This window comes from Pseudomonadota bacterium (assembly GCA_039193195.1).
Lineage (GTDB): Bacteria > Pseudomonadota > Gammaproteobacteria > Steroidobacterales > JBCBZW01 > JBCBZW01.
In genome coordinates, this window is record JBCCWS010000018.1 from 75,591 (window position 1) to 93,533 (window position 17,943).

General features: G+C 64.9%; 15 protein-coding genes. 7 read left to right on the forward strand and 8 right to left on the reverse strand.

Annotated elements, in window-relative coordinates:
• Positions 1–336: 336 nt before the first annotated feature.
• Genes serS through AAGA68_15240 form a run of 6 tightly spaced genes read right to left on the reverse strand, consistent with a single transcriptional unit; the run spans position 337 to position 6,683 of the window.
• On the reverse strand, positions 337–1,623 hold the full coding sequence (gene serS / locus AAGA68_15215) for a serine--tRNA ligase (GenBank protein MEM9386404.1): 1,287 nt from the start codon (positions 1,621–1,623) through the stop codon (positions 337–339).
• 45 nt (positions 1,624–1,668) lie between these two features.
• Positions 1,669–2,064 carry a fluoride efflux transporter CrcB gene (gene crcB / locus AAGA68_15220; GenBank protein ID MEM9386405.1) on the reverse strand — a complete coding sequence of 132 codons (396 nt, stop codon included), beginning with the start codon at positions 2,062–2,064 and terminating at the stop codon, positions 1,669–1,671.
• Positions 2,061–3,362, reverse strand: coding sequence for a replication-associated recombination protein A (locus tag AAGA68_15225; protein MEM9386406.1), 1,302 nt, complete (start codon positions 3,360–3,362; stop codon positions 2,061–2,063). The genes crcB and AAGA68_15225 overlap by 4 nt, the downstream gene beginning before the upstream one ends.
• Positions 3,359–3,736: a VanZ family protein gene (locus tag AAGA68_15230; GenBank protein MEM9386407.1), complete on the reverse strand. Its 378-nt coding sequence runs from the start codon at positions 3,734–3,736 to the stop codon at positions 3,359–3,361. The genes AAGA68_15225 and AAGA68_15230 overlap by 4 nt, the downstream gene beginning before the upstream one ends.
• Entirely contained in the window at positions 3,733–4,413 is a 681-nt protein-coding gene (gene lolA, locus AAGA68_15235) for an outer membrane lipoprotein chaperone LolA (GenBank protein ID MEM9386408.1), read from the reverse strand. The genes AAGA68_15230 and lolA overlap by 4 nt, the downstream gene beginning before the upstream one ends.
• Positions 4,410–6,683 (reverse strand): DNA translocase FtsK 4TM domain-containing protein, encoded by a 2,274-nt coding sequence (locus AAGA68_15240; protein MEM9386409.1) that lies wholly within the window; start codon positions 6,681–6,683, stop codon positions 4,410–4,412. Before AAGA68_15240 ends, lolA begins: the two co-directional genes overlap by 4 nt.
• A gap of 277 nt (positions 6,684–6,960) precedes the next feature.
• Between AAGA68_15240 and trxB the strand changes: the two genes are divergently transcribed.
• From trxB to infA, 4 genes are all read left to right on the forward strand, one after another.
• A complete protein-coding gene (gene trxB / locus AAGA68_15245) occupies positions 6,961–7,923 on the forward strand; it encodes a thioredoxin-disulfide reductase (protein MEM9386410.1) in 963 nt (320 codons plus the stop codon).
• Positions 7,924–7,926: 3 nt separating this feature from the next.
• Positions 7,927–9,162, forward strand: coding sequence for a GNAT family N-acetyltransferase (locus AAGA68_15250; GenBank protein ID MEM9386411.1), 1,236 nt, complete (start codon positions 7,927–7,929; stop codon positions 9,160–9,162).
• Between the two features lie 23 nt (positions 9,163–9,185).
• Positions 9,186–9,893 (forward strand): leucyl/phenylalanyl-tRNA--protein transferase, encoded by a 708-nt coding sequence (gene aat / locus AAGA68_15255; protein MEM9386412.1) that lies wholly within the window; start codon positions 9,186–9,188, stop codon positions 9,891–9,893.
• Positions 9,894–9,961: 68 nt separating this feature from the next.
• On the forward strand, positions 9,962–10,180 hold the full coding sequence (infA, locus tag AAGA68_15260; protein MEM9386413.1) for a translation initiation factor IF-1: 219 nt from the start codon (positions 9,962–9,964) through the stop codon (positions 10,178–10,180).
• 45 nt (positions 10,181–10,225) lie between these two features.
• Here infA and clpA read toward each other — a convergent pair whose 3' ends face one another.
• Both clpA and clpS read right to left on the reverse strand, forming a co-directional pair.
• Positions 10,226–12,490, reverse strand: a complete 2,265-nt coding sequence (gene clpA / locus AAGA68_15265) for an ATP-dependent Clp protease ATP-binding subunit ClpA (protein MEM9386414.1) — start codon at positions 12,488–12,490, stop codon at positions 10,226–10,228.
• Complete coding sequence (clpS, locus tag AAGA68_15270; protein ID MEM9386415.1) at positions 12,491–12,820, reverse strand: ATP-dependent Clp protease adapter ClpS; 330 nt, start codon at positions 12,818–12,820, stop codon at positions 12,491–12,493.
• 383 nt (positions 12,821–13,203) lie between these two features.
• Here clpS and gspC point away from each other — a divergent pair, with 383 nt between their 5' ends.
• From gspC to gspE, 3 genes are all read left to right on the forward strand, one after another.
• The gene (gene gspC, locus AAGA68_15275) at positions 13,204–14,157 is read left to right on the forward strand and encodes a type II secretion system protein GspC (GenBank protein MEM9386416.1); all 954 of its coding nucleotides are present in this window, start codon (positions 13,204–13,206) and stop codon (positions 14,155–14,157) included.
• Positions 14,158–14,209: 52 nt separating this feature from the next.
• Positions 14,210–16,300 (forward strand): type II secretion system secretin GspD, encoded by a 2,091-nt coding sequence (gene gspD / locus AAGA68_15280; GenBank protein ID MEM9386417.1) that lies wholly within the window; start codon positions 14,210–14,212, stop codon positions 16,298–16,300.
• Positions 16,301–16,391: 91 nt separating this feature from the next.
• Entirely contained in the window at positions 16,392–17,942 is a 1,551-nt protein-coding gene (gspE, locus tag AAGA68_15285; GenBank protein MEM9386418.1) for a type II secretion system ATPase GspE, read from the forward strand.
• The last annotated feature ends 1 nt before the right edge of the window (position 17,943 follow it).

Below are 17,943 nucleotides of genomic sequence, written 5' to 3' on the forward strand. Positions count from 1 at the left end.
ATCCTTGAAGTGTAAAAACGAACACGTGGCGCGTAAGCATAGCGCCGACCGCCGACCGCGTACGGCACTTTCACTGCCATGCTTCCGGGATTCGGCACCGTCGGTCGCACCGTGAGGAATCGTGTAGTCCTTACTGGGTGCTGCCGCCTCTTCTCGTGCGTTCGTGGCGGGCGACGGCGTGCCGCGGCTGCTTCGAGCTTGTTCGAGGCCGCGTGGAGTCGATCTACCGACAGACGCAGTCTTGCTGCATAAAGGAGTAGCGCTGGTCCACGCGACCGAGGTTTGGCGGTACCGCGCGCAACGCGGAGGCGCCAGTCAACCAGCGGTGCCGTCCACCTACCCCACAGCCGACAGGTGCTCCAAGCCGCCCAGGTAGGGCCGCAGTACTTGCGGCACCACCACAGAGCCATCCGCCTGCTGGAAGTTCTCCAACACCGCTACTAGCGCCCGGCCCACGGCCACGCCGGACCCGTTTAGGGTGTGCACGAGCTGCGGCTTGCCTCCGCCCCTGGGACGGAAGCGGGCCTGCATACGACGGGCCTGGAAATCCTCGCAATTGCTGCACGAGGAGATCTCCCGGTACTTGCCCTGGCTCGGCAACCACACCTCCAAGTCGTACGTCTTGGCGGAAGCAAACCCGATGTCGCCGGTGCAGAGCGCCACCTTGCGGTAGGCAAGGCCCAGGCGCCGGAGCACCTCCTCCGCGTGCGATACCAGCGCTTCGAGCGCGTCGTAGGAGTCATCGGGATGCACCACGTGCACTAGCTCGACCTTGTCGAACTGGTGCTGTCGGATCATGCCGCGGGTATCACGGCCGTAGCTGCCGGCTTCGGAGCGAAAGCTCGGCGTATGCGCACACAGGCGTGCGGGCAGCTCCCCCTCCTCGACGATGCGCTCGCGATAGAGATTGGTGAGCGGCACCTCAGCGGTGGGGATCAGGAAGCGCTCGCCGCTGCCGCCTTCGAGTTGAAACAAGTCCTCCGCGAACTTGGGCAGCTGACCCGTGCCGACCAGCGCTGGGGCCTCGACGATGTAGGGCACGTAGGCTTCCCGGTACCCATGCTCGCGTGTGTGAAGGTCGAGCATGAACTGGGCGAGAGCGCGGTGCAGGCTAGCCAGCTCGCCGGCAAGCACAACGTAGCGCGAACCCGACAAGGCCGCGGCGCGATCGAAGTCCATTCCACCGAGCGCCGCCCCCACGTCGACGTGGTCACGGGGCTCGAAGTCGAGGGTCGGCGGCTCACCGTGGCGAGACACTTCCACATTCTCGTCCTCGTCCTTGCCCAAAGGCACCGACTCATGGACTGTGTTAGGTAAACCCAGCTGTAGGGCATCTAGCTCCTCGCGCAAGGTGCCGAGTTCGGTCTCGACGGCGGCGAGCTGATCGCCCAAGGACTCGACCTCTGCCAGCAAGGGCGCGATGTCCTCGCCTTGCGCCTTCGCCTTGCCGATACCTTTCGAACGACTGTTACGCTCGGCGCGCAGGCGATCTACTGCCACCTGGGCGGCCTTGCGACGTTCCTCGATCGCCAGGAAAGTGGCCGTATCGAGGGCGAACCCGCGCTGGGCGAGATTGGCGGCGACCGCGTCGATGTCTTGACGCAAACGCTTGGGGTCCAACATGTTGGGGGCTTCTCCTAGTGTGCCGTCGTCAATCGCGAGCTGGGCTCAAGGATTCCACTGACGGGCGAGCGCAAGGCCAGCGAAGGTGGCGGCTAGGCACAGGGTCACGCTCGCGCCTACGTTCGCCGCCGATCGCATCCACGCACCCTGCTCCATCAGCGCCAGGGTCTCCAAGGAGAAGGCGGAGAAGGTCGTGAAGCCGCCGAGCACCCCGGTCATGAGCAGCAGGCGTCCGTCGGTGGCGCGCTGCTCATCCCCGAGGGACGCTAGCGCCACGAAGGCGATGCCCATTGCGAAGCTGCCTAGGGCGTTGACGCTGAGCGTGCCCCAGGGGAACGCACGACCGAGCCAGGCCTGCATCGCTACGGTAGTGACGTAGCGGGCAGTTGCTCCCAGGGCGCCGCCGAAGGCGACGAGCGCCAAGGCCTTCGGCGCGATCATGCCTTACGCCCCCGGCGCGAACGCAACTGCGCGAGGCGTTCGCCGATACGAATCTCCAAGCCACGTGGCACGGGATGATAGTAGCTGCGCAGGTCCATGTCCTCCGGGAAATGCGTTTGCTCGAAGGCAACGCCCTCCGGCGCGTCATGATCGTAGCGGTAGCCCTCACCGTGGCCTTGGGCCTTGGCGAGACGGGTGGGCGCGTTGCGCAGGTGATCGGGCACAGGCGCACTACCGTAGCGCTGCACGTCCTTCTGCGCCGCGCCGAAGGCCTCGTAGACCGCGTTGCTCTTGGCGGCGCAGGCCATGAACACCAGTGCCTGGGCGAGAGCGAGTTCGCCCTCGGGAGAGCCGAGACGGTCGTAGGCGGCGGCGGCGTCGAGGGTCATGGCGAGCGCACGGGGGTCCGCGTTACCAATGTCTTCGCTGGCGATGCGGATCAAGCGCCGAATCAGATAACGGGGATCACAACCACCGTCCAGTAGACGCGCGAACCAGTACAAGGCAGCGTCCGGATCGCTACCGCGAACGGACTTGTGCAGGGCGGACACGGTGTCGTAGTAGGCGTCGCCGCCCTTATCGAAGCGACGCGTGCCCTCTGTGAGGACCACTTCCAAGACCGTATCGTCGACGGGCCGGGCCTGGGCCAACGCCACCTGCACGGCCACCTCTAGGACGCCGAGAGCGCGGCGCGCATCGCCGTCCGCGTAGCGCGCGATCTGGGCCAAGGCGCCGTTAGCGGCCTCGACTTGGCTGTCGCCCAGGCCGCGCGACGGCGTCGTCAGGGCGCGTGTCAGTAGGCTCTCCAGCGCCTCTGCGTCGAGGGCCTTGAGCACGTACACGCGCGCCCGAGAGAGCAAGGCGTTATTCAGCTCAAAGGCGGGGTTCTCGGTGGTGGCCCCAACGAACACAACGGTGCCGTCTTCGACGTAGGGCAGGAAGGCGTCCTGCTGCGACTTGTTGAAGCGATGGACCTCGTCCAAGAACAGGATGGTCGGCTGCGTGGCGCGGCGAGCTTCGTCCATCGCCGCCCGGATATCCTTCACACCGGCCATCACCGCCGACAGCGCGGCGAAACGCGCGCCCGCTTGATCCGCAAGGAGCCTGGCCAGGGTGGTTTTGCCGGTGCCCGGCGGGCCCCAGAGGATGCAGGAGTGCAGGTGGCCCCCGTCCAGCATCGCCTGCAGCGGACGACCCACGGCCAGCAGATGCTCTTGACCGGTGACTTCACTCAGATCGCGTGGGCGCATGCGCTCGGCTAGCGGCGCGCGCGCCGGGTCGGGAGGTATTGTGCTCATGGCAAGCGATTTTCAATCCAGCGGCACCACTCGCCAAGCCCCGCGGCACCCGCAGCGACTCCGATCCCCACGCCGATCGCGTTGGCGAGCCCATCGCCAAGGTCGGCGGTCCGCACCGGCAACAGCGCTTGCACACCCTCCAAGCCGACCCCAAGCGCAATGAGCGCAACTGCGAGGGGCAAGTAACTGGCCCGACGCAACGCCCCAGAGAACCAAAGAGCCAGGGTGAAGTAGGCGATGAGGTGTGCGAACTTGTCGGCGTTCGACACGGCCGGAAGCGCCATCGCAACAGGGCGAACGCTAAGAAACACTACGACCAGCACGAGCACGATCCCCCCGGTCAGCCAGGCGCGCGCCCAACGCAGGGATCTCACGAGTCAGCGTCGTCGCTCTGGTCGATGACGTCCACACCCTCTGGCAGCTTGAAGCGAAAGCGCTTGGCGGGCAGGCGCCCTCCGCGCTTCACCTGGCTGAAGTCGATACGCGTGAGCTGATCGAGACGATCCACCGCCTCCATGCGCTCGAGCTCTCCCTCGCGAAAGCGCAGGGCCAGATACTCGAAGTCACCGGTTCCAGCGCCTTGGGGTTCGAGGCGAATCGCCAACACGCCGGGCTCCGGCCCCGGCTGTGTGTTGGTGATGACGAAGTCGTCGCGGTAGTCCTCGTCGCTGATCAGCAAGCTCGCCGGCGTGTCCGCTACGGTTGTGGCGAGGGAACGCACGGTGACCTGTTCGAGATCTGGATCATGGATCCACAGCTTCTCGCCGTCCGCCACCATCAGCTGGGGAAACGGATCGCGGTACTCCCAGCGGAAGCGCCCTGGACGCCGCAGCCACATCTCACCGCTCGATTCGCTCAGCAGCTGCCCATCCGCGTCGTAGAGCGACTGCACGAAGCGTGCGCGCACTGTGCTCAGATCAGACAGGTAGGCCTCCAACACGGCGGCCCCCTCAGCCAGCTCATCGGCACTGGTGCCCGCCTGCAGCGGCGTCGCCAGCAGCGCCAGGCAAGTCATCCCGAAGGCGGCTATAGGGCAAAGCAACGAGGTCACCGAGAAGACTCCTTAGGTGGAGGCGGCGCAAGCACTTCGCGCCCGCCGTTCGACTCTAGAGGTCCGACAATGCCAGCCGCTTCCATGGCTTCGACCAGGCGCGCGGCGCGGTTGTAGCCGATCTTCAGCCGTCGCTGGACGCCTGAGATCGAGGCCTTGCGCGTCTCCGTGACGATAGCCACCGCCTCGTCGTAGAGCGCATCTTGCTCCGGATCATCGTTCGCCGCGGGCTCCTCGCCAGAGATCCCGGGCAGCGGCTGCGACGGCCCTTCGAGCACCTCGTCGATGTACTCCGGCGTGCCGGACTGCGTGAGGTATTCGACCACAGCGTGCACCTCATGATCGTCAACAAACGCGCCATGGACGCGCTCGGGAAGCGCCGTTCCCGGCGGCAGGTACAACATGTCACCGTGGCCGAGGAGCGATTCGGCACCCATCTGGTCGAGGATCGTGCGCGAGTCCACCCGTGCGGACACCTGAAAGGCGATGCGGGTGGGGATATTGGCCTTGATCAGGCCCGTGATCACGTCCACGGACGGACGCTGGGTGGCGAGGATCAGGTGGATGCCCGACGCGCGCGCCTTCTGCGCCAGGCGCGCGATCAGCTCCTCCACCTTCTTGCCGACGATCATCATCATGTCGGCCAGCTCGTCAATCACCACCACGATGCTCGGCAGTGGCTGCAGCGCGGGGGCGGTGTCAGGCCCCTCGGCGAGGGGGTCTGGCTGATGGAGCGGATCGAGGATCGGCTCACCGCTCGCCTCGGCCTCGCGAACCTTGCGGTTGAAGCCGGCAAGGTTGCGCACACCTAAGGCGGACATCAGGCGGTAGCGACGCTCCATCTCCGCCACGCACCAGCGCAGGGCGTTGGCCGCCTCCTTCATGTCCGTGACCACCGGTGCCAGCAGATGGGGAATGCCCTCGTACACGGAGAGCTCCAGCATCTTCGGATCGACCATAATCAGACGCACCTGCTCGGGCGTCGCCTTGTAGAGCAGGCTCAGCACCATGGCGTTGATGCCCACGCTTTTGCCTGAGCCGGTGGTACCGGCGATGAGTAGATGGGGCATGCGGCCGAGATCGGCCACCACGGGCGCGCCGGAGACGCTCTTGCCTAGGGCGAGCGTCAGGGGTGAGCTCATGCCTTCGTAGGCGTCACTGCTCAGGATCTCCCCCAACGTGACCAACTCGCGCTGTTCATTCGGGATCTCTAACCCAACCACAGACTTACCCGGGATCACCTCCAGCACGCGCACACTTATCACCGAAAGGGAGCGTGCCAAGTCCTTCGCGAGAGCGGTGATCCGAGCGGCCTTAAGGCCTGGAGCCAAGCTCAGTTCGAAGCGCGTGACGACAGGCCCAGGCGCCACGGACACCACCTCCACGGCGATTCCGAAATCAGCCAGCTTCAGCTCGACCAGGCGCGACAGGGCTTCCAGCGACTCGTCCGAGTACTGCTCTTTTTTGGCCGGCGCCTCCTCGAGCAGATTCAGCGGCGGCAGGCTGCCCGCGGGCACGTTCTCGAACAGCGGACGTTGCCGCTCCCGCTCGGTCCGCTCAGAAGGCTTGGGCTTGGGTATGCTCGGCTCGATGCGAGGTGCCTGGCGCTTCTCTTGCCGCTTGGTTTCCACCTTTAACGCCTTCACGCGCTCTTGACGCACCTTGCGCTGCTCGGCGCGTTCGCGCATATCGCTGACGGCACCGCGGACGCGATCGACGAGGTACAGGCAACCGTAGCCCACGCTGTCCACGACGGCGATCCACGAAATCCCAGTGAACAAGGAGACCGCGGTCAGCCATAGGGCGAGAAGGAGCACCGTGGCGCCGAGGAAACTCAGGCCCGAAGCCAAGGTGCCGCCGAGCACGTTACCCACAACGCCGCCGGCACTGCTGGGCATGCCATCGCCGGAGAAGTGCAGGGCGGCCAAGGCGGCGCTAGTGAGTATAGTGAGGAAGAACCCACTGACGCGCAGGGCCACCACCCCTCGTTCCGGACGCGCATCCGCAGGACGCGGACGGATGATGCGCCAGCCCGCGTAGAAGACCATGATAGGAAACAGGTACGCGGGCGTCCCGAAGAGCATGAAGAGCACATCGGAGATGACCGCGCCGACGGGACCGACAGCGTTGGAGACAGGCCCCGCGTCTCCGGAGTAGGTGAATCCCGGATCGCGTGCATCGTAGGTGGCGAGGGCGATGATCAGCAGCCCACCTAGGGCCGCGAGTACCCAAAGGGCGCCTTCGCGCAACGCTCTGAACACGGTCACCATCAAAAATCGTCCCTGAATCTTCAGTTCTGTTCTAAAAGAAGAGCATAACAGCCTGACGCACAACCCACATACTGCGATCCGTGCAGTGTGGCGAGGGGTGCGATGGACGGCGTTCGGAGCGGCGAGCAATGGTAGCCCACTGCGTCGCAACAACGGTGATCTTGAAACCCGTCGCGCATGGCGCAATTTCGCCCTTTTGCCCGATGGACTACCTGGCCAGCAACGCGCTGGGGAGGTACGGTCCTCACGGCCCTACGCACTGAGCAAGACGAACATCATGGAACCGATCAAGCACGCACGCCTTATCATCCTCGGCTCCGGCCCCGCCGGCTACGCCGCGGCAGTCTATGCTGCGCGCGCCAACCTGAACCCCGTATTAATCACCGGTGCTGAGCAAGGCGGCCAGCTCATGACCACGACGGACGTCGACAACTGGCCAGGCGACGTCGAGGGCCTGCAGGGGCCGGCCCTGATGGAGCGCATGCGTCAGCACGCGGAACGCTTCGAGACGCAGATCGTCCTCGATCACATCGATGAGGTGGATCTCTCCGTGCGCCCCTTCCGACTCACCAGCGGCCAGGGCCTATACACGTGCGATGCGCTGATCATCTCCACCGGCGCCTCCGCTCGCTACCTCGGGCTCGAGTCGGAGGAGAAGTTCAAGGGCATGGGCGTCTCCGCGTGCGCCACCTGCGACGGCTTCTTCTACCGCGGTCGTGACGTGGCCGTGGTTGGCGGCGGCAACACGGCGGTGGAGGAAGCACTCTACCTCTCCAACATCGCCGGCAGCGTCACCCTGGTGCATCGCCGCGATAAGCTGCGGGCTGAGAAAATCCTGCAGGACAAGCTCATGCATCGGGCGGAAGAAGGCAAAGTTCGCCTCGTCTGGAATCACGTCGTGGACGAAGTACTGGGCGATGAGCAAGGCGTCACGGGCCTGCGTGTCCGCGACGTTCACGCGGATAAGGCGCAGAACATCAACGTAGCGGGCGCTTTCATCGCCATCGGCCATACGCCGAACACGGGAATTTTCGAGGGACAGCTCGACATGCGCGGCGGATACATCACGGTGAAATCCGGCATCGACGGCGATGCCACCGCCACCAGCGTGCCGGGCGTGTTCGCCGCGGGTGACGTGGCCGACCACGTCTACCGACAAGCAATCACCTCCGCAGGTTCCGGGTGCATGGCCGCGCTCGACGCCGAGCGCTACCTGGATCATCTAGCCGGAGAAACGTAACCCTTGTCCGCGATCGAGCCCGAGACGTCGCCACCGGCGCCCAGCGCGCCGGCTCCCTACTGCCTGAGCTTCGCCAGCAGCATGGAAGAGATCGGGCCCGAGGTGTGGGCTACGCTAGACACGGGCGATCAGCCATTCGTCTCCTACCCCTTCCTGCATGCGCTAGAGGCCTCCGGTACCGTCGGCGAGGCGACCGGCTGGGCGCCGCAGCACGCCGTGCTGCGCGAACCGGGTGCTGGCAACCGCGTCTTGGCCGTGGTGCCAACGTATCTCAAGTACCACTCTTGGGGTGAGTTCGTCTTCGACTGGGCGTGGGCCGACGCCTACCGGCGCTACGGCCGCGAGTACTATCCAAAGCTCCTGACCGCCATCCCCTTCACCCCGGTAACGGGTCCGCGCCTGCTGCTCAGTAAGGCGGCGCCGGATGCCTTCGCCAGCACCGAAGCGCTGCGCCAGGGCTTGCTCCTCACCTTGGCCGATGCAATTCAGGAGCTCGGCGTCTCTTCTCATCACCTGCTGTTCCCGAAGGACGCAGATCGTGGCGCCCTAGAGAGCGCCGGCTATCTGCTGCGCAAGGACTGTCAGTTCCAGTGGCGCAATCGAGCCTACGGTGACTTCAATGATTTCTTAGGCACTTTCTCGTCCGCCAAGCGAAAGAAGGTCAAGCGCGAGCGACGCCGGGTCCAGGAGGACGGTATCCGCTTCGACTGGCGCCGGGGCGACACGCTCGACGAGGGCACGTGGGACCAGGTCTACGACTTCTATGCCTCCACCTTCCTAAAGCGCGGCCACGATCCTTACTTTCCGCCCACCCTGTTCCCGATGCTGGCCGAGCGCCTAGGAGGGCAGCTGCAGGTGTGCCTAGCACAACGCGAGGGCAAGCCGGTGGCGGCGGCGATCTTTTTCCGCGATGCGAAGACCCTGTACGGGCGCTACTGGGGCTGCGCCGGCGATTACCACTCGCTGCATTTCGAAACCTGCTACTACCAGGGCATTGACTACTGCATCGCCGAGGGCATTGAGCGCTTCGAGCCAGGCACCCAAGGCGAGCACAAGCTCAGCCGCGGCTTCGAGCCTACGGCCACCTGGTCCGGCCATATGATCGGCGAGCCCGCGTTTGCGAACGCGATCGCCTCCTACCTCGAGAGCGAGCGCAACGGCGTCGATCGCTACATGGACTCTGCGGACGAGCACCTTCCCTTCCGTCGCGGTGCGGGCGATCGGGAGTCGATGCGTTGACGCGCGCCGCAAAGCTGCATTGGATCGGACCGGAGGATCCGCCGGATGCCTTTCCGCACCCGAACGATGCGCTCGACTCGCCCGAGGGACTGCTCGCCGCCGGCGGCGATCTCTCGCCGGAGCGTTTGCTCGCCGCCTACGCGGCAGGCGTGTTCCCATGGTTCGAGGGACAGCCGATCCTGTGGTGGTCTCCAGACCCTCGCGCGGTCCTGCGCTTGGACGAACTCAAGGTCTCGCGGAGCCTGGCTAAGCGCGAACGCAACGGCAGTTACGAGACCACCTTCGACCAAGCCTTCGCCGAGGTCATGCAGGGTTGCGCTGCCCCAAGAGGCACCTGTGCGGACACCTGGATCACCAGCGACATGTTCCGAGCGTACTGTCATCTGCACGAACTCGCTCACGCGCACTCGGTGGAGACCTGGCATGGCGGCGAACTGGTGGGGGGACTGTACGGCGTCGCGCTCGGTGGGGTGTTCTTCGGTGAGTCTATGTTCAGCCGCGCATCGGATGCATCGAAGGTCGCTCTGGTTCGCCTCGTGCGGCAGCTGCAGGTGCGAGGCTACCAGTTCATCGATTGCCAGCTGCCCTCCTCGCACTTGCAAAGCCTTGGCAGCCGGAGCATTTCCCGCGTGACCTTCCTACGTTGGCTTGAGGAAGCGCGCGCCTGCACCCATATCCCGGTCGAGTCCTGGCGTAGCTGGGGCGGTGAGTCGGCGCCGAACGGCGACTGATCGGTTTGCAAAGGGCACGGCCTTCGGCAAGAATGCCGTCCCGCCACATACCCAGAACGACGAGGCACATGGCGAAAGAAGACGCAATTCAAATGCAGGGCAAAGTCCTAGAGACCCTGCCTAATACCTACTTTCGGGTGGAGCTCGAGAACGGTCACGTGGTGACCGCTCACATCTCGGGCAAGATGCGCAAGCACTACATCCGCATTCTCACCGGTGACACGGTGACGGTAGAGCTCACGCCCTACGATCTGTCCAAGGGTCGCATCGTCTACCGCGCCCGCTGACCGCCGACGGCGCCCAGGCGCCGCGGCGGCTTCCGAGACTTACCCTCAGGTGACCGGAGACAGCGTCTCGCCTTCGCGAGTGCTGATCGACAGCTCGTCGTCCTCCACGCTGACCACGGCGACGCCGCCGTCAGCGAGACGCCCAAACAGCAGCTCGTCAGCCAAGGGCCGTTTGATCTTGTCCTGAATGAGTCGCGCCATGGGCCGAGCACCCATCTTCTCGTCGTAGCCGTGCTCGCCGAGCCAAGCCTTGGCGTCCGCGTCGACCTCGAGGCTCACACCCTTGTCCTCCAGCTGCATCTCGAGCTCGAGTAGCAGCTTGTCGACCACCCGCACGACCACCTGCGGGGGCAGCGCGGCGAACTGGATGATGGCGTCGAGACGATTGCGGAACTCCGGCGTGAACTGCTTGCGGATGATCTCCATGCCGTCCGTCGTGTGGTCCTGCTGAGTGAAGCCGATCGACGATCGACTCATCTCGGCAGCACCGGCGTTGGTGGTCATCACGATGATCACGTGGCGGAAATCGGCTTTGCGGCCGTTGTTGTCCGTGAGCGTGCCGTGGTCCATCACCTGCAGCAGCAGGTTGAACACGTCGGGGTGCGCCTTCTCGATCTCATCGAGCAGGAGCACGCTGTGCGGGTGCTTGTTGATCGCCTCGGTGAGCAGGCCGCCCTGGTCATAGCCGACGTAGCCCGGCGGCGCACCGATCAGGCGCGAGACCGTGTGCCGCTCCATGTACTCGGACATGTCGAAGCGAACCAGCTCCACGCCAAGGCTCATGGCCAACTGGCGCGTGACTTCCGTCTTGCCCACTCCGGTGGGGCCAGCGAACAGGAAGGAGCCGACCGGCTTGTGCTCGTCGCCGAGTCCTGAGCGAGACATCTTGATCGCAGAGGCCAGCGTAGCGATGGCCGGGTCCTGACCGAAGATCACCAGCTTCAGGTCTCGCTCGAGCGTGCGCAGCTGGTCGCGATCCGAGGCGGATACGCTCTTGGCCGGAATCCGTGCGACCTTTGCCACGATGGCCTCAATATCCTGCACGGTCACCTGGCTTGCTCGCGACTCCGGCGGCTGCAGGCGAATATTGGCGCCTGCCTCATCGATCACGTCGATCGCCTTGTCCGGCAGATGACGGTCATTGATGTGCTTGGCCGCGAGCTCTGCCGCCGCCTTCAGCGCGTCGAAGTCATAGGTCACCGAGTGGTGCTCTTCGAAGCGCGACTGCAGGCCGACGAGGATCTCCACCGTCTCGTCGATGCTCGGCTCGGGCACATCGATCTTCTGGAAGCGCCGCGCGAGGGCGTGGTCCTTCTCGAAGATCGCTCGGTACTCGTTGTAGGTGGTCGAGCCGATGCAGCGCAGCTCGCCATTGGCGAGCACGGGCTTGATCAGGTTCGACGCGTCCATCACCCCGCCCGAGGCCGCCCCGGCGCCGATCAGCGTGTGGATCTCATCGATGAATAGTACGGCGCCCGGAAGGCGCTTGAGCTCTGAGAGCACGCCCTTCAGGCGCTTCTCGAAGTCGCCACGATACTTGGTACCGGCGATCAGCGAGCCCAAGTCCAGGGCGTAGATGGTGCAATCGGTCAGCACGTCGGGGACGTCGCCCTCCACGATCTTGCGCGCGAGGCCCTCGGCGATCGCGGTCTTGCCTACGCCGGCCTCACCCACGTAGAGGGGGTTGTTCTTGCGGCGCCGGCAGAGGATCTGCACCGTGCGCTCAATTTCCAGCGAACGGCCGATCAGCGGGTCGATACGGCCCTCGTCCGCACGCTGGTTGAGGTTGACCGCGTACTTCTCGAGGGGGCTGCGGTTCGCCTCCCCGTCCTTCTCGGACTCACCCGACTCGGTGGACGGCCGCTCACTCTCGTCATCGATCTTGGAGATGCCGTGGGAGATGAAATTCACCACGTCCAGGCGCTTCACGTCCTGCGCATTCAGCAGGTGAATCGCCTGAGATTTCTTTTCGCCGAAGATGGCCACCAGCACGTTGGCTGGCCCCACCTCGGACTTGCCGCTCGACTGCACGTGGAACACGGCGCGCTGCAGAACGCGCTGGAAGCCAAGCGTGGGCTGCACCTCCTGATCGCGTTCGGTGCCTGCGACGGGCGTGGACTCGTCGATGAACTCCGTGAGTTGACGCTTCAGCTCGAGCACGTCCGCTCGGCAGGCATGGAGGATCTCCTCCACCTCCGGCACGTCGAGCAGCGCCAGCAATAGGTGCTCGACGGTGATGAATTCGTGGCCCTTCTCCCGCGCGCGGCGGAAGCCCTCGTTGATCGTGAACTCGAGTTCTCGGCTGAGCACTCAGCTCTCCTCCATCGTGCAGAGCAGCGGATGCTGGTGTTCGCGTGAGTACGCGTTCACCTGCGCGACCTTGGTCTCCGCTATCTCGTAGGTGTAGACGCCACACACTCCGCGCCCGCGGGTGTGGACTTCCAGCATGATCCTAGTGGCCTTGCTTCTGTCCATCGAGAAAATCCGCTGCAGCACATCGACCACGAACTCCATTGGCGTGTAGTCGTCGTTCAGCAGCACAACCCGAAACAGCGGTGGCTGTTTGGTCTGCGGCTCTTGCTCCTGGGCGAGAACGCCGGAGTCATCGTCGGTTGCCGGATTTTCCGGAAGCTCACTCATACTGGATCGCACCCGCGGTCGGCCGCCGCGGGGTATGGTCGGCCGCGAGGGCCGGCGTGGGACGAGATACTCATCGCAATCCTTTATAGGGTCAGCGTGGGCGCGAAACAAGGTGCTGTGTAAGCGTGAGGCAACCCAATCTGCCGAACGCGGCGTTTACCCTGAAACACGCGACCCGAGACACGGGCAAAAGCCGACTTTAGGGCTATATTTCCCAAGCGGAATCAGGTGCCGAGAGTGACACTGGTCCACAGTCCGGGCACCCCAGTGCTTGTGGGCAAGTGGTCGCGGCGCATAAAATTTTGGGCTGCGTCGGCCGACCGTGGGCGGGCCTGTTGATCACACTAGAACCTCTGGGTCCCCCTCAGGTCTGACGGAACGCCATGAACATCGCACCTGCCATCGACCGCCTGCGCCAAACCCCGCCTGATCAGCTGCTGATCCAGGCCTCCAAGGTGTTGCCGCCCTGGGTAGCTCTGGTGCTCGCCGTGGCCGTGGCCTGGAACCTTGGACAAATCGTCTGGCTGCTGATTCCCCAGCCCGATCTGGGGCCTGTCGCCGCGCCGCCGGCGACCAGCGCAGGTCCGTCGATCAGCGCCGGGCCGGGGGGGCGAGAGTCTGCGGCGGGCATCGTGAGCGCCCACCTATTCGGTGAATTCAATCCGGATGCGACCCCGGTGGTGGTGGCCGACCTCACGCCCGACGACGACTTGGAGGAAGATCGCAGCCTCAAGCTTCTCGGTGTGTTGGCGGACAACAGCGGCCGGGCGGGCCAGGCGGTTATCGTCAACTCGCGCAACAGTGCCGCAGTCTACCGTGTGGGGGACCAAGTCGAGGGCGAGCAGGCCAAGGTGGACGGGGTGTACTCCCAGTGGGTGCGCATTAGTAAGAACGGCCAGCTGACCAAGCTGTCCCTGCCTGAAATCGCCGATCTCGCGGCCAGCCCCACGCCAGCGCGGCGACGCAGTGCCGTACGTCGCGCGCCATCGCGCAACCGGGCCCAAAACAAGTCCGTGCAGAGCTTGGTCGACCAAGTCGCCGCAGGCCAGGTAAAGCTCAGCGATCTCCTTCGTCCCCAGCCAGTATTCGACAGCGGCGAGCTTAAGGGCTACCGCGTGTACCCCGGCAAGGACCGCCAGGCCTTCGCCCGCCTCGGTCTGCGCCCCGGCGATCTCGTCACGCAAATCAACGGCGCCGCGTTAGACAACCCCAATCGGGGCTTCGAGATTTTTAAACAGCTCGAGGGTCAGGTGCCGATCGCCGTGACCGTCGAACGTAACGGCAGCACGGAGACCATCGTGCTCGATCCGGGTCAAGCCGCCCTAAGCGGGGGCTGACGTCGTGCATCACCTAACTCGTCCCTTTCACGTCAGCGGAATTCATCACTACATGAGTCAGCAACACTCCCCCGACGACCCCAACGCTCGCCGCACATCACGGGCGACGCGGTCCGGCTGGGCGCTCGCGATCGTCCTCTTGCTCGTGAGCCCGGGTGCTGACGTGTTCTCGCAAACGGGCGACGATCAGTACTTCACGCCCAACTTCGTCGGCGTCGACGTGCAGGACGTTATCAAGATCGTCGCCAACGAGACCGGCCGCAGCTTCATCGTAGACGCGCGCGTCAAAGGTCCCGTCACCTTCTTCGGCGCGCCGATGCCGAGCGACGCCCTCTACGAGGCCTTCCTCGCCATGCTGCAGGTGAATGGCTTCGTCGCCATCCCATCGGGCAACGTGGTGAAGGTGCTACCGGACACGAACGCGCGCCAGCTGCCGAGCACCGATCTGCCGACCACTCTCAGCGACCGCTCCGACGAGATCGTCACCCACGTGATCCGGGTCAACAACGTGGGCGCTGCCCAGCTGGTGCCGATCTTGCGCCCGCTCGTGCCCCAGTACGGACATTTGGCGGCGCACCCCGCCTCGAACATGCTGATCATCTCCGACCGTGAGGCCAACGTATATCGCCTCACGCGCATCATCCAGCGCATCGACCGCGACTCGGACGAGGAGATTGAGGTCATCACCCTCGAGCACGCCACCGCCGGCGAATTGGTGCGCGTGCTCACCGCCCTGAACCAGGCCGGGGCTCGCGCTGCCGACGGCTCCTCACAGCCGGTCAGCCTGATCGCCGACGAGCGAACCAACAGCATCCTGGTCTCTGGCGAACGGACGGAGCGCCTGCGCTATCGCACGCTTATCGCTCACCTCGACACGCCCCTCGAAACTGGCGGCAACACCCAGGTGATCTACCTGCGCTACGCCGACGCCGAGGAACTGGCCGGCCGCCTCACGGAGCAGGTCAACCAGCAGCAACAGCAAAACCGCACCGGCGGTGGCGGCGGCCAGGCTCAAGCCGGCGGCGGTGGCGGCGGTAGCCCAGCTCAGCGTGGTGGCGTCATCATCTGGGCCGATGCGGCGACCAACGCCCTCGTGATCACAGCACCGCCCAAGGTGATGCGCTCCCTGCAGGCGGTGATCGATCAGCTCGACATCCGCCGCGCCCAGGTGGTGCTCGACGCCATCATCGTCGATGTCTCTGCCGACCGCTCCGCGGAGTTGGGCGTGACCTGGATAACAGATGCCACGAGCACGGCCGCGTCCGCCGGCGCCACCAATTTTCGCTCGAGCGGCAACAGCATCGTAGACGTCGCCGGGGCCGTCGCCGCGGCTGACGGCAGCGTGCCGGCCGACGCGTCAGGACTGGTGCAAGACGGGCTCACCTTCGGTCTTGGTCGCATACGCGAGGGCGGCACGAGCTTCGCGGCGCTGCTGACCGCGCTCGAGGGAGACGCGCGTACCAACATCCTCTCCTACCCCACGATCACCACCCTAGACAACGAAGAGGCGGAGCTCAGCGTTGGCCAGCAGGTACCATTCCTGACCGGATCCTTCAGTAACACCGGCGCCAACCAAGGCGCGGTCAACCCGTTCCAGACGATTCAGCGTCAGGACGTGGGCCTGACCCTAAAGGTCACGCCTCAGATCAACGAAGGCGACGCCGTGATCCTCGATATCGAGCTCGAGGTGTCTAGCCTTAGCCAGGGCTCGGCAGGTGCCGTGGACCTCATCACCAACCGGCGCACGATCACACAAAAGGTGATCGTGGAAGATGGCGGTGTCGTGGTGATGGGCGGTCTGATCGACGAGTCGCTGACCGAGAGCGAACAGCGCGTGCCGGTGCTCGGGCGCCTACCGCTGCTGAAGAATTTGTTCAGGGCCCGGACGGCGGAGAGGAATAAGCGTAATCTGATGGTGTTCGTGCAGCCGCGGATATTGCGTGACGCAGAGGCGGCGGCCCTCGCCACCAACGAGAAGTACACGCAGGTGCGCGGGCAGACCATCTACGACCGTAAGGGCGGGCTGCTCGGCGGTGAGACACCGCCGTCGATTCCACCGCTGATCGATCTGCGCACACGCGGCATCAGCGGCGCGTTGAACGACGCCGCCGCCGAAGCTGCAAGTCCGGCGGCTAACCCCTGAGCATAGGCTGAGCGCCCGCCCCCGGGCACCAGCCGACGCGACGGGTAGTACACCGCGTCGCCAAGGAAATTTGCGAGGTCTTTGAACTGCCATGGCTGTCAATCCGAACGAACTGCCCGCCGACGACGCGCAGCTGCCGCAGGACGAGTCGGCAGCGAGCACGGGATCAGGCGAGCATCGCTACCTCCCCTTCCCCTTTGCTAAGCGCCACGGCGTGCTGATCAGCGCCTACGAGGACGGCAAGGCGCAGCTGTACTGTCGCGAGGGGGTGAGCCTGAGCAGCCTGGCCGAGGCTCGCCGCTTCGCCGGCGTCCCCCTCGTGCCGACGCGCGTCAGTTCCGAGCGCTTCGACCAGCTGCTGCGCGAGGCCTATGAGAGCGGTTCGAACAACGCCATGCAGATGGTGGAGGGCCTCAACGACGAGACCGACCTCAACCTCGTTGCCGACTCCCTGCCCGAACCCTCGGACCTTCTCGAGAGCGACGACGACGCGCCGATCATCAAATTGATCAACGCCGTGCTTACCGAGGCGGTGAAGGAAAACGCCTCGGACATCCACATCGAACCCTTCGAGAACCGCCTGGTAGTGCGCTTCCGTGTGGATGGCGTGATGCGGGAGGTGCTGCAGTCCAAGCGCGCCGTGGCGCCCCTGGTGGTCTCACGCATCAAAGTGATGGCGCGTCTGGACATCGCCGAAAAGCGCCTGCCCCAAGATGGCCGCATCGGCGTGCGTATCGCCGGTCGCGCCGTGGACGTGCGCGTCTCCACCCTGCCGTGCGGTCACGGCGAGCGCGTGGTGATGCGTCTGCTCGACAAGCAGGCTGGTCGCCTGGAGCTCACGGCCCTCGGCATGGAGCCGGGCACCATGGGCTACATGGACGAGCTGATCCATAAGCCTCACGGCATCATCCTCGTGACCGGCCCCACCGGTTCCGGTAAGACCACTACGCTCTACGCCTCGCTCACGCGGATCAACGACGATAGCCGCAACATCATGACCGTGGAAGATCCCATCGAATACTACCTTGACGGCATCGGCCAGACCCAGGTCAACACCAAGGTAGACATGACCTTTGCCCGCGGCCTGCGCGCGATCCTGCGTCAGGACCCGGACGTGGTGATGGTCGGTGAGATCCGCGATAAGGAGACCGCCGAGATCGCCGTGCAGTCCTCGCTCACTGGACACCTCGTGCTCTCCACCCTGCACACCAACACGGCCGTTGGCGCCGTGACCCGTCTGCACGACATCGGCATCGAGCCCTTCCTACTGTCCTCTAGCCTCATCGGGGTCCTCGCCCAGCGCCTCGTGCGCGTGTTGTGCCCGGAGTGCAAGGAAGCCTACTCGCCGGATCCACGCGAACGAGAGCTCTTGAATCTACGCGAGGACGACCCGGCAACCATCTATCGTCCCGTGGGGTGCCCCGCATGCAAACACAGCGGCTACACCGGCCGCTCGGGAATATACGAGCTGCTGCTGGTCGACGAGCATATGCGCACGCTGGTCCACAACGGTGCCAGCGAGCAGGAGATCGAACGCCACGCCCGCACCCGCACGATCGGTATTCGTGACGACGGCCGGCGCCTGGTGCTCAAGGGTCTAACCACCTTGGAAGAGGTGCTCCGCGTTACTCGCGAGGACTAAG